Here is a 21,662-nt window from a genome sequence, read left to right as displayed (position 1 = left end):
AATATCGTGTGATACAATATATGTATATGTATTTTAGCCAAAAGGAGGTCTCGCCTCATGACACTTATAACAGTTGTTTTTGTCGCATTTGCACTTCTTGTTATATTTTACACGAATTTCATGACACATACACTGTGTGAACGAAAACAAATAGCTGCGAGCCGCCAGCCCGGTGTCTTTCGGGTTATTAATGTATGTATAACAATTTTATTAATTTCTAGTTATATAGAAATTATATTTCATGGAAAGTGAGGAAGGAAAGCCCCTTCCTCACTTTTTTCCTCTATAAGCAAATTATACCTACAATAACCAATAAAATAAACAGTACAAGTAATAAAATAAGTTGAGAATTCATCCCCATCCCCTCCTCTATTCTGTATATGCGGCATACGCCCAATATGGCACACTTTCAAAATCTGACACGTGCTGGTTAATTTTTCTTTATCAATATGAAAACGGTTCGAAATATGATATATTAAATTTTGTACATATTGCTTATACTATAGAACAAAACATTCATCAAAACTTTATCCTCAGCCTCGGTAAGCCCTGTTAAGCGCGCTTTACCAATATAAAAAAGCAAAAGTATCAGTGAGACTTAATCGGGCTCTTATGAATCAAAATTCATTGGTGTAGGATAAATTAAAAATACATAATAGTAGGAGTGTTTATCGAATGAAGAAAGCTATGCTTGCCTTAGCCGCAACAAGTGTAATCGCATTATCAGCATGTGGAACATCATCATCAGACAAAATTGTTACATCTAAAGCTGGTGACATTACAAAAGAAGAATTCTACGATCAAATGAAGACACAAGCTGGTAAACAAGTACTAAACAACATGGTTATGGAAAAAGTACTTATTAAAAACTACAAAGTTGAAGACAAAGATGTAGACAAAAAGTTCGATGAAATGAAAAAACAATACGGTGATCAATTCGATACACTATTAAAACAACAAGGTATTAAAGAAGAAACTATAAAAACTGGTGTGCGTGCTCAATTAGCTCAAGAAAAAGCTATCGAGAAAACAATCACTGATAAAGAACTAAAAGAAAACTACAAGCCTGAAATTAAAGCAAGCCACATTCTTGTAAAAGATGAAGCTACTGCGAAAAAGGTAAAAGAAGAACTTGGACAAGGTAAATCTTTCGAAGAGTTAGCGAAACAATACTCTGAAGATACTGGTTCAAAAGAAAAAGGCGGAGACCTTGGCTACTTTACTGCTGGTAAAATGGTTAAAGAATTCGAAGATGCTGCTTACAAGCTGAAAAAAGATGAAGTAAGCGAACCTGTGAAATCACAATTCGGTTACCACATCATTAAAGTAACAGACATTAAAGAACAAAAACCATTTGATGAAGTAAAAGGCGACATCAAAAAAGATCTAGTTCAGAAGAAAGCACAAGATGCTGCATTTATGAACGATCTTATGATGAAAGAAATCAAAAAAGCTGACGTAAAAGTTGACGATAAAGATTTAAAAGATCTTTTGGAAGAGAAAAAAGCTGACGATAAAAAAGAAGAAAAGAAATAATGAAGTAAAAAAAGCTTGGGCTTCGGCCCGAGCTTTTTTATGTATCCTCTTCGTTAATGAAAGTTTATTTTTTCATTCGTTTAACTAAAACCATCTTTTATGCATTTCACTTAAAAACATTTCTGTAATTTTAAATCCAGAATTTTCTCCTATAATAGAGTCAATCCCGCAATGCGGACAAACTGCTGTGTTATCATCATCCCACCACTCTGTAATTTTTTCTGGATGAAAAATTTCTAAACAATAGAAACAACCACATATAACATCCTTTTCTAAGTACTTTCTATTACGAGAACAAAAACGATGCGCTTCCTCAAAATACTTTTGCATCAGTATCCCCCCTATTCCTGATTTTCTTCTTTGCTTTACTTACATTCTCCTCAATAAAATTGCAATTCTTCCTTAAAGAAAAACACAAAAAAACCTTGATCCACGCCACGCAGAACCAAGGTTTATCTTATTATCATTGATTAAATTCAAAAACTATGTTAAATTAGTACAGAAACACGTTTTCTAAAACGAAAGGAACGTATTTATCCGTATCTTAATTGTACACCAAAACACATCTTCAGTCAACCTCTATTTTTCACTTTTAAAGGAGTGCTACCGTATGAACAAAAAACTTGATTTAGAGCAAAAACGATTGGATACCGTAATTGAAACGATTAAGGAGCAAATTGATAAACTGGAAAACGAAACTGGCAGACGCCGGGCAGAAGTAATCAATATTCGTAAACACTTTTGGGATGATGTGAAAGTGAACACGGATACTTTTGATGATTATCTTGAAACAGTTATCAACTTAAGACAACAAGCTCAGTCACTAGCTGTCACACAAATTACCCATAAGCACACCTTTAATCGACTTGCCGCATTAAGACGCATGCATAAAGCACCTTATTTTGGACGAATTGATTTCAAAGAAGAAGGAGAATCTGCTGCGGATCAAATTTATATCGGTGTTGCTACACTTACGGATGCTAGCGGAGAAAACTTTCTTATATATGACTGGCGCGCACCTATTTCGAGTGTATACTACGATTATCCACCAGGACCAGCTGAATACAGTACTCCAGGAGGCGTAATCCACGGTAATGTGGAGAAAAAATTACAATACATTATTCAAAATGGCGAGATTGATTCTATGTTCGATACGAGCCTTACAATTGGCGATGAAATCTTGCAACAAGCGCTCGGAAAAGGTACGAACAAACATATGCAAAGTATCGTCGCTACAATTCAGCGTGAACAAAATGAAATTATTCGTCACGATGAAGGCCGACTCCTTATCGTGCAAGGAGCTGCTGGTAGTGGTAAAACGTCAGCTGCCCTGCAGCGAATCGCCTACTTACTATATAAATATCGCGAATGGCTAAAAGCGGATCAAATTATTCTCTTCTCCCCTAACTCTATGTTCAATAGCTACGTTTCTAACGTACTACCTGAACTCGGTGAAGAAAATATGCAGCAAGTGACATTCCAAGAATATTTAAATCATAGACTGAGTAAGTCATTTGATGTTGAAGACCCTTATGAGCAATTGGAATATATGTTAACTGAAACGAATAGCCCTACCTATAAAACGAGAAATGCGAGCATCCGATTTAAAGCATCCACTCAATTTTTCGAGATGATTAGAGCGTACAGACAATCTCTTGAATCTTCAGGCATGCTATTTAGAGGAATGAAATTTAGAGGAAAACTGATTGCCTCAGCTAAAGAAATTACAGAGCAATTTTATAATACTGACTCCTCCCTCCGCTTCCATAGTCGAATTGAGAAGTTAACGGATTGGCTAAATAAGCAAATAGATGCACTTGAAAAAGCAGAACTGAAAAAACCTTGGGTAGAAGAGGAAATTGAATTACTTAGTAAAGATGAATACCAAAAGGCTTATAAATATTTACAGAAAAAAGGCGAGTTTGACGACAACTCCTTTCAAGACTTTGAGAAAGAAACAAGAGTACTTGGGCGTATGATTGTCCGTAAAAAAATGAAGCCGCTTCGTAAAGGCGTTCAAACATTGCGTTTCATCAATTTCACAGGCATATATAAACAGCTCTTCACAGATGCATCATGGGTTCTTGGGGAAAAACCGAAAGAGTGGGATGACATTTGCTCATTAACAGTAAACATGCTTGATGAAGGAAAGCTATATTACGAGGATGCGACTCCATTTTTACTTTTAAAAGAATTAATTGAAGGCTTCCAAACGAACAGATCGATTAAACACGTACTCGTAGATGAAGCGCAAGATTACTCTCCGTTCCAGTTCGAGTTTTTAAAACGTCTCTTCCCTGCTGCAAGAATGACGGTACTCGGAGACTTTAACCAAGCGATATTTGCCCATGCGAGTGAAACGGTGAATTTCGATACACTTACGAATTTATACGGACCAGACGAAACAAACGGCATTAACTTAACTCGTAGCTATCGCTCAACAAAACCGATTATTGAATTTACACGTGCTCTCGTACCGGAAGGGAAGAACATTCACGCCTTTGAACGTGACGGCGCGAAACCTACAGTGACGAAAGTAGCTAATCACAACGAACTACACGAACATATTACTGCTAAAGTTGCTGCACTACAAACAGAGCAGCACAATACGATCGCAATCATCTGTAAATCCGCAGCTGAAAGCGCCGCTGCCTATGAGGAACTTAGTAGCATTGAAGATATTAAACTTGTGAAGAGCACCTCTGCTGAATACGAACAAGGCGTTGTTATTATCCCTGCTTATTTAGCGAAAGGCATTGAATTTGATGCCGTTATTATTTACGATGCTTCTAAAGATGTGTACAGCGATGAGAGCGTTCGTAGATTGTTCTACACTGCTTGTACGCGAGCGATGCATGAATTGCACCTTTATAGCGTTGGCGAGGTTAGTCCTTTTGTGCTTGGGGCTGATTCGGAGAGTTTTGAGCTTATTACAACACCTTGATGACAATCAAGGTGTTTCTTTTTTTGCAGGATTTACACCTTTAAAGTAGAATATGTCATTTTAGAAAAAGAAGAGGGTTATTTATCATACCCCTCTTCTACTATCTATTTACGTTTTTGAAACAACACAATTAAGACCGGTAATATGGTTAAAGCGCAGAATAAAGAAAGTGTTGTATCAATAACAGTTGTAATACCAAATTCACGTAAGACTGGGAAGTTAACAAAAATTAACGTTGAAAACCCAACAATTACAGTTAATCCGGAAGCGGTAATGGCTTGCCCCACTTTTGAAAGCGAGACGCGAATTGCTTCTTTGGGAGACAGTCCCTTCGCCTCTTCTTCACCATATCTTTCCATAATGAGAATCGTAAACTCTGTTCCAATTCCAAGTACAAGGCAACTAAGTGCTGTTGTTAGTGGATTATATGAAATATCGAGTAGTTTTAAAGCACCTGGCGAGAATCCTAATACTAAAACAATTGGTATTAATGGATATAATGCATGTTTTACACGGCGATACACAAGGAATAAAGATAGGAAAATAATAAGTAGCCCCGCACCAATCATGAGTTCACTATTTGCACCGATGTTATCAATACCATAAAGCATCATAACTTGCGCACCCGCTGGCTTCATTTTCACACTATCGATTGGCTTCATATCCTTTGATATGTTATGCATCAATTTCAATTGCTCAGCAGAAGAAAGATCTGGATTCACTTGGAACTGAACTGTTGCGTATTTTTTATTCTTACTTATAACCGTTTCTTTCAGAGAATTCGGCACGTTTTCAAGTTCATTTGCTACTTGTTCAGTAGATTTTGGCAACGCGCTTTTCCCGTTGATTTGCAAAATAACTTTAGGTAGTGATATAACATCACTCACATCTTTATATTCATTTTCAATCTTTTCACTTTCACTATGCATCCAAGACATCACTTTCGGTTCTGTGACATCCTCTGCTTCTACTAAATACGTAATATATGTTGTCGAGCCAACTATCTTTTGTAATTGTTTCGTATTTTTTAATGTCTCCATATTTTGCGGAATCATTTTTGTTAAGTCTGTTTCAGTCGGAATAGACCTTTCTGCCATAAATCCAAGACTAGATAAAATAACGGAAACAATTAAAATAGGAATTGCGAGTTTCATAGCTAGATTAGCATATTGATTTAAGAAACGTGATAGCATTGTATTTTTATCTGCATCACTTTTTAATGGAGGTGCTGCTTTTTTGCGATCTAATAAGTAGAATGTTGAGAACATCAATAATAGTTCAATAACGTAACAGAATAACACACCAATCGCTAACGTTAATCCAAATTGTTGCATCATCGGCGCTTTCGATACATACATCGTCAGAAAGCTTAAACTCATAATTACAACTGCAATCCCTACGCCAGGTCCAATATGACGAACGGCATGTAATGTTGCAAGTTTCGCATTACATCCACTCGTTTTATATTCCTCTTCATATCTATTATGGAATTGAACACCAAAATCGGTGCCGATCCCTATAATGATTGGTAATGTTGCCATAGTTGCGAGTGTAATCGGAATTCCGGCCCACCCCATGAAACCAAATGTCCATATTAACCCGATTAACACAAAGGCTAATGAAATAACACGACGCCTTACAGGGAACACGAAGAATAGTACAACAATCATTAATAGAACCGCTAAACCGAGCATGATTCCTAAAGTTGTTATAACCTCTTCTTGAATATCTCCTAAAATAGCAGGCATTCCAGCTACTTTCACTGTTACACCTTGACTGAAGTTCGTATTTTTAATAAGCTCGTTTAACTCTTTATTAATACGTACATAAGTCGTCATTTCTGTATTATTCGATGTGTGAAGCTGAATCACAACGTATTTTCCATTCTCAGGAATGAGTTGTTTCAATTGGTCTGGTACTTTTCCTTTATTTGAAAAGACGATTTCATGAAGTAAATCATTGTTCATATGTTGAACATTCGGTAGAGCTTTCAAAATATCTCGTTGCATATGATTTTTTTGTTGTTCTGTTAAAATGCTTTGCGTATACTTTGCAACTTCATCATTTTGCTTTTCCGTTAAAACAGATTGCGTTATTTTCTCTTGTTCATCAACTGTAGGAGTATGGCCAAGTGCAATCAATTGCTTTTGTATTTCTTGCATTGGTTCAGGTGCAAGTTGTTGGTGAATAAATACTCCCATTTTTTCACGTTGCTCATTCGTTAAGCTACTTTTTACGTTATTATTAATTCCGTTCATTTTTTCACTCGGAATGGAGTTTTTCAAAGCTGTTTCTAATTTCAGATTTGTTTCCCCTGTATCAAATGCTGAAAAAGAAGGAGCAGGAGCGGATAACATTTCATTTAATAAGCCCACATAATGCGTTGATCCTGTAATATCTTTTATATCTTCTGCTTTTTTAGTGAATTCTACAATTGCCTTATTCGTTTCTTGCGAAAGCAATGTATCGCTCTCTCCACTAAGTAATACGTATATACCATCCCCGCCAAAATGTTTTTGGTACGTTTCGGTATCCTTATAAACGTCAGATGTATTACTTAAAAATACATCATTCCCCATCCTCATCTCAATTTTCGTTATACCAAATACGAAAAATATCGTTAAACATAATATAAGCGCAATATTCATCTTTGCGTACTTGATGATAAAACGTCCAATTGTATCAAAAGCCTTATTCATATTTTTCTTTCCTCCTTTGCTATGCTCAATAATTTATCATAGGCTTTAGAGGAAAACGATGAATAAAAATGAATATACGTCTCAAAATGAGACATATGTCTTATTTTGGTTCATTTATGAGAAAATTATTAACGATATAGATGAGTTCTTCTTTTGAATACGGATATTCATTATTAATCCATTTCTTTATAATCTCAAAAAATCCACTACAGTAAAAATCACATAACACATTTGGATAATCTGAATTTTGGATTTCCCTTGAAAGAGGGTCGTTATATTGCGTTGCATTTTCATATAAAGCCTCCCCACCAAGTTGAATCAACTTATCATATAATTCACGGCTATTATTTTTACTCGTAACGTTAAAAAACAACGCACGATTGACATCTATGTAATCAATTACTTCTTCAAAAAATGTACGTTCTAAATTTAAACCTTGCTTCGTTTGTTCGAATAGCTCTATGGCAACAGTATTTATCGTGGCACTAAAGAGCTCATACTTATCAACGTAATAACGGTAAAACGTACTTCTATGAATCATTGCTTTTTCGCAAATATGATTAATCGTAATGGCTGAGAATGGTTTTTCTTTTAATAGTTCCATGAACGTGTTCGTTATTAAAATTTGTGTACGTAAACGAGTGAGGTTACTCAATTTGTTTGTCCTCCTATATGTAAGTGATGCTAAAATATCATTTTGTTGTTCTTTTAGTATGCCGTACTTAATTATAATAGTGAATTCTTTTTACATATAAAAGAAACACCTTGATTATTATCAAGGTGTTCTCTTCATTCTAAATGGCATATCTTTACGTCGATATACACTCAGCACAATCCCCATTATAAATGCATGAAACAGAGTTGGTATCAATCCGTAGCTAATAAATGGTAATGATATAGAAACACGTGGTAATATCCCGAGGGTCATGCCAACGTTACAAATAAAATGGATTACAAAAAGAGTCACTCCGCCAACGAGAAGCAATTTACCATAACCATCATTTATTTTATAAGCTATGTTCATTATTCTTACTGCAAAAAGAGAAAGAATCACGACAAGAACTAGCGCAAGTACATATCCATAATAGTAAGTCAAACTTGCAAATACAAAATCAGTATGGGCAGCACGGATAGACTTTATATTTTCATATGTACCGAACCAACCTGCTGAAGACATCGCCTCTTTTAAACGTAAATACCATAGATCATGCTCTGGGTTTAACATTCCTAAAACTCTGGCCATACGGTATTCTTTTACAGCAGACCAGGAAAGTAGATCCCTAATAATCAATGGTACAATAGGTAAAATCGTAATGAGCCATGCCGTTTTCTTTCCTAACTTACTCCACCAAAGCATAACAAATACCATCGTAATGTAGATGAAAACGGGTAAAAGAATTGATATAGTTGAAAATAAATATAAAGAAAATACGTACAACATGAGAAGATGTATAAACTTTAACCTACTATTATTGAAAAAAGAAGCCCAAGCTAGAAAGAAGAATGGTATCGTCATTAAACAGTCAATTTTGATGGGGCCAATTTTTATTATCGCTTCCCCAATCACGTAACCAGTCGGAAAACATTTTATAGCTAACAAGATAAGTATTCCAATTGTATAAAACAGCCACCCGAGTCTTTCTAGCTTCCGGTAATCAAGCAGCATCATCCCAACAGCTGTTGCAATGCCGAGAATTACAAAAATTACTTTGTTCATTAGTAAATCGTTCGTATGCCCAAGAGCGATTATTGGTAAAAACCCTAACCCCATAGCAGCTACTAATAAAATAAGTAAGAACCAATCCACCTTTGGCTTATGAAGTTTGTTAAGTTCCCGGCCAAGTTTAATCGGACTCCCCATTTGTTCAACAGCCTTATCTTCAGCAACTTCCTCACTTAATCCTTTATCCATCCACATATTCTTCGTCTGTTTCAAGTGAAAATCTAGTTCCGTTGCTACTAAGTCCTTCGCTTCTTTTGATTTAATATGGTTCGTAACTTCTTTTAAAAAACGCTCTCCTTTTTTGTTCATTTTTTTCTCACCCCTGTACTAAGCCTTTTAATATAAATCGTGCCTTTGTAGCATTTTTCTCTGCCTTTCGCAGCATCTTGTTTCCTTTATCATTTAATTGATAATATTTAGCTCCTGCGTGATCCCAGCTAGATTGGATAAAGCGATTCTGTTCTAGACGATGTAATAAAGTGTATAGAGACCCTTCATCACCTTCGAATTTTTGAATCCCTCTTCCTCTTAGTAACTGCATCAATTCATAACCTGTTTTTTCATTCATAAGAAGTTGTAACACTGCTAAAAGGATATCTCCTTCCTTTTCGGACGATTGCTTAATTTTTTCGCGCACCTGCTTCTGGTGCTGATCAGAAAAACTCAAATGTTTAAACGTTGTGTTCTCCATTGATTTTCGCAAGCCTTTTAATCGATCTTCCATTTGATTATTCCTCCAATCCTTCCTTCAAAAGTTCCTTCGCTTTTTTCAGTCTCGTTTTTATCGTGTTTTCCTTTACGTCTATTACCATAGCAATCTCTTTAATTGATAATTCTTCATAATAAAATAGATAAATGACTTCTCGATATTTTATCGGTAAATTCATTACTGCAGAAGCTAACCTACTATCCTCAGCATTTTGAATGACAGTTTGTTCGACACTATCATTTTGAATCCCACTATACGCAAATTCATCCTCTGTAACGATTACCTTTTTGTTATACCAACTTTTTATATAGTCCTTACATTGATTGATCGCAATTCTCCATAACCACGTTTTCACATTCGATTTCCCTTTGTATGTATGAAGAGATTTATAACATTTCACAAATATATCTTGCGTTACATCCTCCGCAACCTCTTTATTATTCACATATGAATACACAAGCTGTAGGACTTCTTGTCCATACTTGTTCATTATTTCGTCGATAAGGTCCTCCTTATCTTCTATTTCAAACGCTTCTATCGTTAATTCATCCACATCATTTCCTCCTTCCCATATATTAGACGACGGACTGTATGGAAAAGTTTTATAGTAACTACTCAGCTTCTTCAAATAAAAAAACAGGCCAAATACATGTTTCCGATTCGAAAACATGAAAAGAAAATACTCCAATCAGAGAAAGAATCTATGCCAAATAGAGAAATTCTCTTATGAAGTCGTGTTATTCCAAGGAACCGTTCTAGTTTCTATGACTTGGTTTATCGCTTGTAAGACCGATTGTTTTTGTTTTTTCATGGTACTCATAAAGCTTCGTATCTGACAAAAAGATTCTGCGCCTTTCTTACTTCGGAAAGTCCCAGACACTTTCTGTTTTACTTTCGTCATCCGAATATCCCGTTCTGCTTGATTGTTATCAAATGGAATGGCTGGATGTTCTAAAAACGCTAGAATTCTGTCAGAATACTTGACGAAGCGATTCCATAAATTTTGAGAAGGCGTCTGCTTTCCTTTCTTCTTTTGTTTCGTGGAAAGAATCTGTTGTTCTTTCAATATGGATTGATACATAATAAACAGATTCTTTTGCGTCGCTTTTGGCATGGTACCTTCGGATTGCTTTTTCATCGTCAACGCTTGCGTTAGAAATTTCTGCATCTGTTGTGCCCATTGTTCTCCAGTACTATCTATAATTCCTTGTAAATCTCGTAAGAGATGGGCATTACATAAAACGTGACGACAATCTGTATACGCATCATACGATTTCCAACCATCATGCATCGCAATTCCAGAAAAAGATGGCAAGATTTCTCCAGCATCCATTGCTTCTTTTCCACGTTTTTGATGAATATGTTGCAATGTCACCTCCGGTGTACTGGCAGTATGTAACCATTGTGTTTTGTTTTCTACACGCATACCAGTTTCATCAAAATGGACAACAGGAGACTGCAGAATCTTTTCCTTTACTTCTTTTATGAATGGCTGCAATTGAGAAGCGAAAGCCTGTGTATGATTTACCAGGGTTCCTTCGCTTATAGAATGTCCAAAACAATCCTGAAAGAATTCTTTTGTTCGCTTCAAAGAAATGCATTGATAATGCGTTAAATAGGGAATCAGTCTTTTTATATTTGGACCATATTGAACAGGACGAGATACTGTCGAAGGAAATTGGGCTTCTTGGATAGAATGGCAATGTGGGCATTCTTTCTGTTCTACTTTATGTTCTGTCACTTCGATCTGAATAGGTGGTAAGTCATACACTTGGCGAATGCGATACCCTTTTACAGGCTCGTGGTTCAAGGAAGTATGACAACAAGTACAATATGTAGGAGAATGTGTAATCGTATGATCTGGAGTCGCTGTCAAACCAAGAGTATGTCCCTTGTGGCCCAACTGGCCACCCGTTTGACGATGAGACGGTTTGCGCAAACTTTTTGTAACGGGCTTACCCAAACCATCTGTAGAAGGTGGCTTATGACTATTTTTGGAGTTTTTTTTTGAAGCATTTTCTAGTTCTTGTATACGTTTTTCTAACTTAGAAAATGTTTCTTCAAATAAAGAAATAACAGCTTCAGGTCCTTTTTTATATGTATCTAAAATAATTTTTCGATCGACCATAAGATTCACCTCCCCTGTTTGATATACTCAGTATTTACAAATGGGAGGCATATGAAACTAGTAAAATTTAAAAAAGACACCGAAAGGTGGCTGAGTAGTTACGTTTTATAAATACATAAAAAAATACGGATGGTAATGTCCATACCGTTTTTTTATGTATATTTATTTACTTCTTGTCCCCTGACACTAATGTTCTGCTTAAAAACAGGAATTTTCATCCATATATCTTGTTCCCTATTTTAAAACATAATACAATGAATACGTAACTTAATAAGCTATAACTAGTAGGTGTGGCAGTCATCTCTTCCATTTTGAAAAAAGGGGGAGGTGATAATATAATCGCGATGTTTGTAATTAAATTAGTGTATGGTATCCTAACCGGAGCTGGCGTTGTCATCGGTAGAAGATACGTCGGTCCGTGGCTAATTTCTGTATACAAAAAAGCGAGAACCACCCTGCTTCGTGGAAAAGGTAAGGGCGGTTCTCGGCTAAAACGTTAATGTAATTGTCTTATAACCGCACCTACTACCACCACAATAGCAAGTTAGGTTACAAAGGCAGAAGTTTCTCAGGCTTCTGTCTTTTTTATTTTATGCAAAATTCACACTAAATACTCTATCATCATTGTAACACATTTTATTTATTTTTAGTCAAGAGAAAAAATCACCTAAAAGGCTCCCCTTCAGGTGGTTCTCTATTTTACGCTAACGCAGCTTGCTCTTGTTGATCTAGACTTTTTCTAGTTCAGCTGTGCCGCTCTCATCATTTATAGCACCAATAAAGACGGATTATGGACCCGCTTCATAACAGTAGGATTAAACAAGGAACAACACCTATTACGAATATAAAAAATCCTCTCACTACATAGTACCTATGTTTTCAGCGATACTCTATTACCATCAAATTAAATTTGTATAATTTAAACTACAGAATAGCGAGCTAATTTTCAAATATCTTCTTTCGCATAACCCTAAATTTATTATCCAGTTGCATTATGCTTATAAATAAAAGATATCCTACCGACGCACCGAGCATATTTATAGCAATCCGCCACACATCAAAAACATCAGACAAAGTTAGTAAATGTAATATCTCCCAAACAAGAAAGGTCATAACATACCACTTACGAGCGTTCTTATAGTTAGTCACTTTATTAATGAGCACTGGAACGAAAAATCCGAATGGAACTACTAATATTATATGTTGTAAAACGCTTAACCAATAAGTTGAGTTTCCCCAAGGACCTGGATGTGCAATAAAATCTTTAACTTGCCAAAGTGTTATTCCAAAAAGTTGTAATAACGTTTCTAAATCAGATATATGTAAAAATTGCTGCCAAAATTCAATGGGATGATAGACAGTCCCACCACCTGTCAAACTGCGAACAGAGTCAAATGTAGAAGTTGAAATAAACGTTCCTAAAAAGACAATAAAACAAATGATTATATAAGGAATACATAAAATTTTTGATAATACCTTTAATGGCCTAGGAACTTCGTATACCGATTTATTAATCTCTACGCCAATAACTTTTGATTCTCCAAAACTTTGAATCGCTTTATAAATCGCTTCTTTTTCATTCATACCTTGTTCCATATATTCTTCTTTCAAGCTGTTCAAGTGATCATACATTTCTAGAAATAACTCATCCTGTTCAATATCACTAAGTTCTGAATAGGCTAAAATAGACTTAATATACTCGTCAAATTCACTCATAAATAACTCCTTTCTGACAAGCTTGAATTAATGCTGTTACACTCTCCCAAGAGTTCACTTTCTTCTGCAATTCTTTTTTCCCTTTATCTGTAATAGTATAGAATTTCCTTTTCATCCCATTCTCAGATTCATTCCAATAAGATTCAAGAAACTCCTTTTTCTCTAATCTCTTTAAAGCAGGGTACAAAGTTCCCTGTCCCATACTATACAAATCTTCACTTGCATCCTTTAAACTTTGAGCTATTTCGTATCCGTATGTATCACGTTTTGCAATGATAGAAAGTAATAAAATATCTATACTTCCCTTCAAGATTTCTTTGTCCAACAATACCACCACCTTATATGCATAGTATAACAACATATGTCGTTATGCAACATAGTTAGAAAAATACCCCATAAAAAAACCACCTAAAGGCTCCCCTTCAGGTGGTTCTCTATTTTATGCTAACGCAGCTGCCTGTTCTTGTTGATCTACAGGAATTACAGCGTCTGTTAGTGCTTTTTCTAGTTCAGCTGTATATTTCATTTCCACACTATTATCATTAATAACGCTATAAAGACATATACAGTGGTGAAAGCCTTCTTAGATCTGGAGAATTTTGAGTATGATAAATAATACCTTAATTCGTTCAAAACTTACAATAATGATGGCCTATTATTTATTATCTTGATTTAATTCTATAGAAACCTTTCTTTTCCCTATTCGATTTGCAAAAGGAACAAAAATAATAAACGCCATTCCTAACATAACTCCTACAATCGTATTCACAAAAATAAAATCAATATATACTTTCCCATGATCAATTAAACTAATAGCATATGTTAATAGAATCCCGGCAAAAGTACCAAGTATTAATCCTATAAGGATATATAGAATAACTTGTGTCATTATGACCCTTATAATCCCTCTTTTATCAATACATATCGTCCTTAAAACAGCAAATTCTTTTCTTTTTGAATTTATATTATTAATAAGAGTATTAAATACTCCTAACATAACACTAAACACCATTACTATCACCACTACAATAAATATGGACCATCTTTGATAAAACATTTGTTTTGCCTTTTTGACCGACTGTTCATAGCTATTGATTTGTAATTCTGGATACTGTTTTTTTAATTCTTCTAATTGTTTCAAGGTATATTTTTCATCGTTGGAGCTAATAAATAAACGACTAAATACAGTGAAATCTGTATTAAATTCTTTATTTCTCCAATCCATATACATTTCTACATTTGAGCCAGATAATTTTTGAACGATTTCCCCCACAACAACTCTTCCATTCTCTTCTATTTTTTGTGAGGATTCTGAGTACATACCAAGAACAATACTATCCCCTACATGAAGATCATGTTGTAGCGCAAAACCTTTAGTAATAACAACCTTTTTTTCCACATTTGTAGAAAGAAGTGGAAGTAAATTTTGTTTCCCCATCTCCTTTAAATCAGCTAATGCATAATTAAAAGAAACATATTGATCGCCTTTCTTCAATTCTGCAGAAACAAAATTACTTAGTGTGCTTACTTCCTTAACACTTTTTATTTTTTTTATCTCCGCTTGCAATTCTGCATGCTTAATTGTTGAATTTTTACTTAAATGACTTTTCACAATAATATTTGTTGGATATTCTTGTTTTAAATATGCTTCTTCATTCTTTTGAATAGTTTTTAATAGTGCCGATCCAAAAACAGCAATAATCATCATTGTACTAATAGTCAAAACAACAAATGTATTCTTTTTTACTTGTGGTATAAGATTCTTAATTGCTACAAATGATGTATTACCAGTAAGATATTTAATGATAGGTAAAGTGCGCGTTAATAACGTTGGAAGATAAATAGGAAACAATATAAATATCCCTAATATTAATAACAGTGATCCAATTAATACAAACGCTACTCTTGTACCTTCTCCATAAGTTACAAATCTTCCTATAAGAATTAGAGCTATACTGATAAAAGTTATGAATTTCCCAAATTTCAAATACTTATTTTTATTAGAAAAATCGACTTTTTCATTGTCCTGCATAATTTTAAATGGCAACACTTTTGCACTCTTATAAGAGGGCAAAAGCATGAATATTTCAATCAATATTGCGCCAAAAATCATGACCATTACTGCTATTTTATAATCAAATCCTAACGAACTATATAAGTCCACTATAAAATATCATCATGTATAAATCACTTCGAGATACCCGATAATGTTTGTAAAAAACATAAGGGGAGAAAATACGCTATGTCATATAAAATACAAAAATCACAACCTTTCACAATATCAGATTTACGAAAATTAGAGAAAAAAGAAAAACAAGCTTCTCGTCAACGACGTATTACAGCTGTCCGAATGGTAATGGAAGGATATACAATGGTAGACGTAGCGGCCATACTTGGTATGCATCGTCAAAGCGTTGCTAGTTATGTAAAAAAGTTCAAAGAACATGAACTGGAAGGATTACTTACTCGTAAACAAATCCCAGGTAAAAAGCCGTATTTAACTAAGCAACAACAGGAAGAATTGAAGCAACTCATTTTAAATACAACTCCAGTGGAGTTGCAATTCGGTCAAGAATCTTTCTGGAATACACGCAATATCCAATACATCATCAAAGAGAAATTTACGATTTGTATGTCACGTGAAGGCATCCGTAAAATGTTACATCGGATGAATTTTTCCTATACAAATGCTACTTATGTATTAAAAAAAGCGAATAAAGAAAAACAAATACAGTTTCAAAAACAATTAGATATGATAAAAAAAACTTAATTGATGAAAATACTGTACTCTTGTATCAAGATGAATGTCACTTTAGAGATAGTCAAACCGTTCATGCTACATGGTTTGCAAAGGGGAAGCAAAAGAAAATTGCAGTATTAGGAAAGCGTATTTCAACATCTTTATTCGGTACAATTGATGCAATCACTGGTAAATTTCTCTGTACAACAGCAGAACGCTGTAATGCTGAAACGTTTCAGCACTTTTTAACATATGTGTTAAAAGAATATAAAAATAAGCACGTCGTGCTTGTATTAGATAATGCAAGGTATCATCATGCTAAATTACTGAAATCCTTTTTACGAGAAAATAACCGCCGTCTAACTTTGCTGTTTTTACCTCCATATTCCCCGAACTTAAATATGATTGAACGTGTATGGAAGGTAATGAAGGAAAATGTATTAGCAAATTGTTATCATGAAACGATGAATCATTTAGTGGATTCAATCTATCAATTTATAGAATCTATTGATAAAAATCCGGATGCAATCCTCAGTCGTATTCAACGTACAGATATGTCGATTTTTTAAAGAGGACTTATATAATTTGAAAAGAAAATAATTTTTCCAGCCATTTTTGCAAGAATTGATTACTTATCACAGCTAGCACAAAGCCCAAGATAGTACCAATAATATTAATCAAGCTACATTGAAATAACACAACTTTAAATATTTGTTTTGTTGTCGCTCCAATGGATCTCATAATAGAAATTTGATTTTTATATTTATATAAAAACAATTCAAAATTAGAAATAATCATCAATGAAGTAACAACAAGCATGAGTACCGACAAAATAATCATAAATATATTTAATGAGGCTAGATTACTCTTTAAAAATTCATCTTCTTCTGTTACATCAATTCGTAAGTCCGAATCAATTTCTCTAATTTGATTAGCTAATGTTAGTACATCTTCATTTTCTTTCATCTTAATTAAAACATAAGTGGCTTCAATATTTTTACTATTCTTTTCCTGCATAAGTCGTTGAACTGTATCTTTAGATAATATAATTATATCAGGAGGCATCCCCGTTGCATCTAAATCTGTCAATAACTCTTTTATCTTATATTGTTTATTTTCTATTAAAATACTATCCCCTATTCGAACCTTCAATACTTGAGCTAATTCTTTATTAATTATCACCTGTTATGAAGTGACCTTTGTCAATAGTTTTTCACCCATAATATTTTTCTTGATGGCATACAAAAGCTTCAGAAATAAGATCTATCGACAGTTAACCACTCTGTTATTCGTGGATTGGTTACCTCAGGTTAATGGTTCGTCGTTAGGCTCTTATAATCTCACTGCGTGGATCACACCTTTTCAAATTCTAATAAATAGCTTGTTTATCAGAATTTCAGCCATGCCAGAAGAGGTGAGTCATAGATAGCCAGACCTGTAATTCACTATCTCTGAAGCTCATCTATGCCATCAATTGATACCTTTGGTTTCTAACTATGAATGAATCAATCAACTTCATATCCTTCCCTCTTTATTTTCGGTGAATTTTACCTGTTTCTAATCCCCATATAAAACACCCCAGTTCTCTTGCGATAGCTGTAACGGCAACATTTCTAGGTTTCCCTTGATATATCATGCGATAATATTTTCTTTGTAACCTTTCTACAGCCTGATCCGCATAAGCAATCACTTCGCTTCGTTGCCCTTTTTGTCTTGCTTTCACTCGCTTCGATTTTAATCCGATTGTTCCTTTTACCAACGCATTTGCACATTCTACAAGAGTAGACCTAACGGTCGAATTTCCTTGTTTTGTAATCGAACGTCGACTGATTTTTTCTCCACTTGAGCTTTCGCTTGGTGTCAATCCTACATAAGCCATAAATGCTTTAGCCGTGGGAAAACGAGTGAAGTCTGCAATTTCCACATGAACAGTCATTGCCGATGTTGTATCTATACCTTTTAAGCATCTTAAATTTGCGATTGGTTCTTCGTACCTTTCACGATGAGATAATTCTTCTAATCTCAGACTGAACCGCTCAATTTTATCGACTAGAACATCATACTGTAATAGGTATTCGCCTAACGTTTCTTTGAATAATCCTTGTAGATCAAGATTCTTTAACCATTTCATATAAGCGATTGTCCAGCTTGATTTCCCTTCATACACATAGCCATGCCTTAAAAGGAATGCTTTTATCTGTTGTTTTATTTTTTTCAAAGATGTTTTAAAATCACCTAACATGCGGATATACTCTTTCACGGCAACATCCTCTTCTTCTGGAACATATACTTCTTTATAGGTGCCATTTGCTAAATTAAGAGCAATCATTTTGGCATCGAATTTATCATTTTTAACCATTTTATTTTTTGATGAACTGTACATTGTTGTGGGAGCTAAAATATCACAATCAATTCCATTTTGTTCAAGAAGATTATGAAGTGAATACCCTAAACAACCAGCCTCATATCCAGCTTTAATTTTTATATCTTCACCATATTTTGTTTTCAGTTTCTCAACGAATTTTTTTACGAGAGATACATTTGAAGCACATCGTGCTTCTCTTACAATTTCCCCAGTTGTTCCGTGTAGTGCACATAAGCTAAAACTTTCCTTGTGGACATCCATCCCAATATAGATTATATTTTCCATAGTGGCCTCCTATTATCATAGGGTATAACCCCATTCATAATGTTTTCATTCATTATTATGGGTTAAAATCCCTGACTTGATAATCTAGGAGGTCACTTCATATTATCTCATTGGATTCTATATTCTCATTAAAATGATATTTACTTTTTGTTAGTACATCATTTTGAACCCCAACTGTATACATATTTGTGTTTAAACTATCTACTTTTAAACGTGTAACCAAGGCACTAGATGATTGTTTAATACTTTTTGAGGATGTAATTTTATCTAATAGGGACTTATCCATGACTTTTGTTTGATCACTACTGTAACCAACTGATAAATCCATATCTCCATATATCTGTTTAACTTTATTTTCTATTGAATGTCTAGCATTTACCGAGAAAGTTCCCATTGTGATAATTAAAGAAATGGACAACATCACACTAACAATTGATGACAATGCAATAAATTTATTTGCTCTAAAAAAACGTAATGCTATTCCCCTAATAGATCTAATCATTGCACTTTCTCCATCAACGCTTTAAACTTCTCTAAAATATTTTCCATATCGACCGGTCCATTATCACATACATAATTGTCCACAATTTTTCCATCATGGAAAAAAATCACGCGATCTGCGTATGTTGCTACATTGGGATCATGTGTAACTAAAACCATACTTTGATTTAATTTTTTTTTCATCTCTACTAACATTTTTAAAAGTTCTGTAGTTCTATTAAAGTCTAAATTCCCAGTTGGTTCATCAGCTAATACGATAGGTGGTGATGTAATTAATGCTCTTCCGATAGCAACACGTTGCTGTTGCCCCCCTGAAAGTTGAACTGGTCGATGATTAGACCAGTTTTCCAAACCAACTAGTTCTATCATCTGCTGTACCTCAGTGTCTATTTCCTCTTTTTTTATATCTTTTAAAATAAGCGGTAATGCAATATTTTCTTTAACTGATAAATCTTTCAATAAATTAAATGATTGAAACACAAACCCTATATTCTCACTCCGGTATTTTGTCGCATATGGTTCAGTAAACATATTATTTTTCACTTCCCCATTTAACAAAATAGTGCCTTCATCTGGACTATCTAAAGCACCTAATATGTTAAGTAATGTACTCTTTCCTGAACCACTTGTTCCCATAACTGTAAGTAACTCACCTCTATATAAATCAAAGGATACATTTTTTAGCGCTTTAACTTCATAGCCAACGCCCTTATAAGTTTTACACAAATTTTTCACAGATAATAAAAACTGACTCTTTTCCATAATACCCTGTTATGAAGTGACCTTTGTCAATAGTTTTTCACCCATAATATTTTTCTTGATGGCATACAAAAGCTTCAGAAATAAGATCTATCGACAGTTAACCACTCTGTTATTCGTGGATTGGTTACCTCAGGTTAATGGTTCGTCGTTAGGCTCTTATAATCTCACTGCGTGGATCACACCTTTTCAAATTCTAATAAATAGCTTGTTTATCAGAATTTCAGCCATGCCAGAAGAGGTGAGTCATAGATAGCCAGACCTGTAATTCACTATCTCTGAAGCTCATCTATGCCATCAATTGATACCTTTGGTTTCTAACTATGAATGAATCAATCAACTTCATATCCTTCCCTCTTTATTTTCGGTGAATTTTACCTGTTTCTAATCCCCATATAAAACACCCCAGTTCTCTTGCGATAGCTGTAACGGCAACATTTCTAGGTTTCCCTTGATATATCATGCGATAATATTTTCTTTGTAACCTTTCTACAGCCTGATCCGCATAAGCAATCACTTCGCTTCGTTGCCCTTTTTGTCTTGCTTTCACTCGCTTCGATTTTAATCCGATTGTTCCTTTTACCAACGCATTTGCACATTCTACAAGAGTAGACCTAACGGTCGAATTTCCTTGTTTTGTAATCGAACGTCGACTGATTTTTTCTCCACTTGAGCTTTCGCTTGGTGTCAATCCTACATAAGCCATAAATGCTTTAGCCGTGGGAAAACGAGTGAAGTCTGCAATTTCCACATGAACAGTCATTGCCGATGTTGTATCTATACCTTTTAAGCATCTTAAATTTGCGATTGGTTCTTCGTACCTTTCACGATGAGATAATTCTTCTAATCTCAGACTGAACCGCTCAATTTTATCGACTAGAACATCATACTGTAATAGGTATTCGCCTAACGTTTCTTTGAATAATCCTTGTAGATCAAGATTCTTTAACCATTTCATATAAGCGATTGTCCAGCTTGATTTCCCTTCATACACATAGCCATGCCTTAAAAGGAATGCTTTTATCTGTTGTTTTATTTTTTTCAAAGATGTTTTAAAATCACCTAACATGCGGATATACTCTTTCACGGCAACATCCTCTTCTTCTGGAACATATACTTCTTTATAGGTGCCATTTGCTAAATTAAGAGCAATCATTTTGGCATCGAATTTATCATTTTTAACCATTTTATTTTTTGATGAACTGTACATTGTTGTGGGAGCTAAAATATCACAATCAATTCCATTTTGTTCAAGAAGATTATGAAGTGAATACCCTAAACAACCAGCCTCATATCCAGCTTTAATTTTTATATCTTCACCATATTTTGTTTTCAGTTTCTCAACGAATTTTTTTACGAGAGATACATTTGAAGCACATCGTGCTTCTCTTACAATTTCCCCAGTTGTTCCGTGTAGTGCACATAAGCTAAAACTTTCCTTGTGGACATCCATCCCAATATAGATTATATTTTCCATAGTGGCCTCCTATTATCATAGGGTATAACCCCATTCATAATGTTTTCATTCATTATTATGGGTTAAAATCCCTGACTTGA

19 protein-coding genes and 1 pseudogene are annotated in these 21,662 nt (G+C 34.5%); 5 read left to right on the top strand and 15 right to left on the bottom strand.

Translation table 11 applies throughout. The features are described from left to right. Positions 1–57: 57 nt before the first annotated feature. Both MHH55_RS21695 and prsA read left to right on the top strand, forming a co-directional pair. Positions 58–252, top strand: coding sequence for a hypothetical protein (locus MHH55_RS21695; protein WP_000172690.1), 195 nt, complete (start codon positions 58–60; stop codon positions 250–252). 423 nt (positions 253–675) lie between these two features. Beyond that, positions 676–1,536, top strand: coding sequence for a peptidylprolyl isomerase PrsA (gene prsA, locus MHH55_RS21685; protein ID WP_078186682.1), 861 nt, complete (start codon positions 676–678; stop codon positions 1,534–1,536). Positions 1,537–1,620: 84 nt separating this feature from the next. On the opposite strand, the gene MHH55_RS21680 is transcribed toward prsA, so the two are convergent. Beyond that, positions 1,621–1,866, bottom strand: a complete 246-nt coding sequence (locus MHH55_RS21680) for a hypothetical protein (protein WP_001174909.1) — start codon at positions 1,864–1,866, stop codon at positions 1,621–1,623. Positions 1,867–2,146: 280 nt separating this feature from the next. On the opposite strand from MHH55_RS21680, the gene helD reads away from it, so the two are divergent. Next, positions 2,147–4,480 carry an RNA polymerase recycling motor HelD gene (gene helD, locus MHH55_RS21675; RefSeq protein ID WP_078186681.1) on the top strand — a complete coding sequence of 778 codons (2,334 nt, stop codon included), beginning with the start codon at positions 2,147–2,149 and terminating at the stop codon, positions 4,478–4,480. Between the two features lie 104 nt (positions 4,481–4,584). Here helD and MHH55_RS21670 read toward each other — a convergent pair whose 3' ends face one another. The 9 genes from MHH55_RS21670 to MHH55_RS21630 form a co-directional block, all read right to left on the bottom strand. Next, complete coding sequence (locus MHH55_RS21670; protein ID WP_001030130.1) at positions 4,585–7,179, bottom strand: efflux RND transporter permease subunit; 2,595 nt, start codon at positions 7,177–7,179, stop codon at positions 4,585–4,587. A 100-nt stretch (positions 7,180–7,279) separates the two neighbouring features. Beyond that, positions 7,280–7,834 carry a TetR/AcrR family transcriptional regulator C-terminal domain-containing protein gene (locus tag MHH55_RS21665; protein WP_000067983.1) on the bottom strand — a complete coding sequence of 185 codons (555 nt, stop codon included), beginning with the start codon at positions 7,832–7,834 and terminating at the stop codon, positions 7,280–7,282. 120 nt (positions 7,835–7,954) lie between these two features. Then, a complete protein-coding gene (locus tag MHH55_RS21660) occupies positions 7,955–9,211 on the bottom strand; it encodes an FtsW/RodA/SpoVE family cell cycle protein (protein ID WP_001034628.1) in 1,257 nt (418 codons plus the stop codon). A gap of 7 nt (positions 9,212–9,218) precedes the next feature. After that, the gene (locus tag MHH55_RS21655; RefSeq protein ID WP_000390153.1) at positions 9,219–9,626 is read right to left on the bottom strand and encodes a PadR family transcriptional regulator; all 408 of its coding nucleotides are present in this window, start codon (positions 9,624–9,626) and stop codon (positions 9,219–9,221) included. A 4-nt stretch (positions 9,627–9,630) separates the two neighbouring features. After that, on the bottom strand, positions 9,631–10,164 hold the full coding sequence (locus MHH55_RS21650) for a sigma-70 family RNA polymerase sigma factor (RefSeq protein ID WP_000344003.1): 534 nt from the start codon (positions 10,162–10,164) through the stop codon (positions 9,631–9,633). 171 nt (positions 10,165–10,335) lie between these two features. Further along, positions 10,336–11,739 (bottom strand): IS66 family transposase, encoded by a 1,404-nt coding sequence (tnpC, locus tag MHH55_RS21645; protein ID WP_100910632.1) that lies wholly within the window; start codon positions 11,737–11,739, stop codon positions 10,336–10,338. 939 nt (positions 11,740–12,678) lie between these two features. Continuing rightward, complete coding sequence (locus tag MHH55_RS21640; RefSeq protein WP_078188063.1) at positions 12,679–13,455, bottom strand: VanZ family protein; 777 nt, start codon at positions 13,453–13,455, stop codon at positions 12,679–12,681. Next, positions 13,448–13,780, bottom strand: a complete 333-nt coding sequence (locus tag MHH55_RS21635) for a PadR family transcriptional regulator (RefSeq protein ID WP_000356630.1) — start codon at positions 13,778–13,780, stop codon at positions 13,448–13,450. Before MHH55_RS21635 ends, MHH55_RS21640 begins: the two co-directional genes overlap by 8 nt. A gap of 330 nt (positions 13,781–14,110) precedes the next feature. After that, positions 14,111–15,568 carry an FtsX-like permease family protein gene (locus MHH55_RS21630; RefSeq protein WP_254849808.1) on the bottom strand — a complete coding sequence of 486 codons (1,458 nt, stop codon included), beginning with the start codon at positions 15,566–15,568 and terminating at the stop codon, positions 14,111–14,113. Positions 15,569–15,697: 129 nt separating this feature from the next. On the opposite strand from MHH55_RS21630, the gene MHH55_RS21625 reads away from it, so the two are divergent. Together MHH55_RS21625 and MHH55_RS21620 are read left to right on the top strand one after the other, a co-directional pair. After that, a complete protein-coding gene (locus MHH55_RS21625) occupies positions 15,698–16,225 on the top strand; it encodes a helix-turn-helix domain-containing protein (protein WP_078188213.1) in 528 nt (175 codons plus the stop codon). Positions 16,226–16,245: 20 nt separating this feature from the next. After that, on the top strand, positions 16,246–16,764 hold the full coding sequence (locus MHH55_RS21620; protein WP_078188212.1) for an IS630 family transposase: 519 nt from the start codon (positions 16,246–16,248) through the stop codon (positions 16,762–16,764). 13 nt (positions 16,765–16,777) lie between these two features. Here MHH55_RS21620 and MHH55_RS21615 read toward each other — a convergent pair. From MHH55_RS21615 to MHH55_RS21595, 5 genes and pseudogenes are all read right to left on the bottom strand, one after another. Then, positions 16,778–17,380: pseudogene (locus MHH55_RS21615) on the bottom strand (ABC transporter permease); the annotation flags it as partial. A 346-nt stretch (positions 17,381–17,726) separates the two neighbouring features. Further along, positions 17,727–18,845, bottom strand: a complete 1,119-nt coding sequence (locus tag MHH55_RS21610; protein ID WP_340880263.1) for an IS110 family transposase — start codon at positions 18,843–18,845, stop codon at positions 17,727–17,729. Positions 18,846–18,942: 97 nt separating this feature from the next. Next, complete coding sequence (locus MHH55_RS21605) at positions 18,943–19,347, bottom strand: hypothetical protein (protein ID WP_340881307.1); 405 nt, start codon at positions 19,345–19,347, stop codon at positions 18,943–18,945. Then, positions 19,344–20,108: an ABC transporter ATP-binding protein gene (locus MHH55_RS21600; protein ID WP_078188143.1), complete on the bottom strand. Its 765-nt coding sequence runs from the start codon at positions 20,106–20,108 to the stop codon at positions 19,344–19,346. Before MHH55_RS21600 ends, MHH55_RS21605 begins: the two co-directional genes overlap by 4 nt. 355 nt (positions 20,109–20,463) lie before the next feature. Further along, positions 20,464–21,582, bottom strand: a complete 1,119-nt coding sequence (locus MHH55_RS21595; protein WP_340880263.1) for an IS110 family transposase — start codon at positions 21,580–21,582, stop codon at positions 20,464–20,466. Positions 21,583–21,662: the final 80 nt, after the last annotated feature.

It is taken from the genome of Bacillus sp. FSL K6-2944, assembly GCF_038005385.1.
Lineage (GTDB): Bacteria > Bacillota > Bacilli > Bacillales > Bacillaceae_G > Bacillus_A > Bacillus_A cereus.
This window is presented reverse-complemented; position numbering and strand designations above follow the sequence as displayed.

Bases quoted from the DNA above. Each gene is read 5' to 3' on its own strand.
- MHH55_RS21695 (WP_000172690.1), top strand. From the start codon at position 58: ATGACACTTATAACAGTTGTTTTTGTCGCATTTGCACTTCTTGTTATA.
- prsA (WP_078186682.1), top strand. From the start codon at position 676: ATGAAGAAAGCTATGCTTGCCTTAGCCGCAACAAGTGTAATCGCATTA.
- MHH55_RS21680 (WP_001174909.1), bottom strand. From the start codon at position 1,866: ATGCAAAAGTATTTTGAGGAAGCGCATCGTTTTTGTTCTCGTAATAGA.
- helD (WP_078186681.1), top strand. From the start codon at position 2,147: ATGAACAAAAAACTTGATTTAGAGCAAAAACGATTGGATACCGTAATT.
- MHH55_RS21670 (WP_001030130.1), bottom strand. From the start codon at position 7,179: ATGAATAAGGCTTTTGATACAATTGGACGTTTTATCATCAAGTACGCA.
- MHH55_RS21660 (WP_001034628.1), bottom strand. From the start codon at position 9,211: ATGAACAAAAAAGGAGAGCGTTTTTTAAAAGAAGTTACGAACCATATT.
- MHH55_RS21655 (WP_000390153.1), bottom strand. From the start codon at position 9,626: ATGGAAGATCGATTAAAAGGCTTGCGAAAATCAATGGAGAACACAACG.
- tnpC (WP_100910632.1), bottom strand. From the start codon at position 11,739: ATGGTCGATCGAAAAATTATTTTAGATACATATAAAAAAGGACCTGAA.
- MHH55_RS21640 (WP_078188063.1), bottom strand. From the start codon at position 13,455: ATGAGTGAATTTGACGAGTATATTAAGTCTATTTTAGCCTATTCAGAA.
- MHH55_RS21630 (WP_254849808.1), bottom strand. From the start codon at position 15,568: ATGATTTTTGGCGCAATATTGATTGAAATATTCATGCTTTTGCCCTCT.
- MHH55_RS21625 (WP_078188213.1), top strand. From the start codon at position 15,698: ATGTCATATAAAATACAAAAATCACAACCTTTCACAATATCAGATTTA.
- MHH55_RS21610 (WP_340880263.1), bottom strand. From the start codon at position 18,845: ATGGAAAATATAATCTATATTGGGATGGATGTCCACAAGGAAAGTTTT.
- MHH55_RS21605 (WP_340881307.1), bottom strand. From the start codon at position 19,347: ATGATTAGATCTATTAGGGGAATAGCATTACGTTTTTTTAGAGCAAAT.
- MHH55_RS21600 (WP_078188143.1), bottom strand. From the start codon at position 20,108: ATGGAAAAGAGTCAGTTTTTATTATCTGTGAAAAATTTGTGTAAAACT.
- MHH55_RS21595 (WP_340880263.1), bottom strand. From the start codon at position 21,582: ATGGAAAATATAATCTATATTGGGATGGATGTCCACAAGGAAAGTTTT.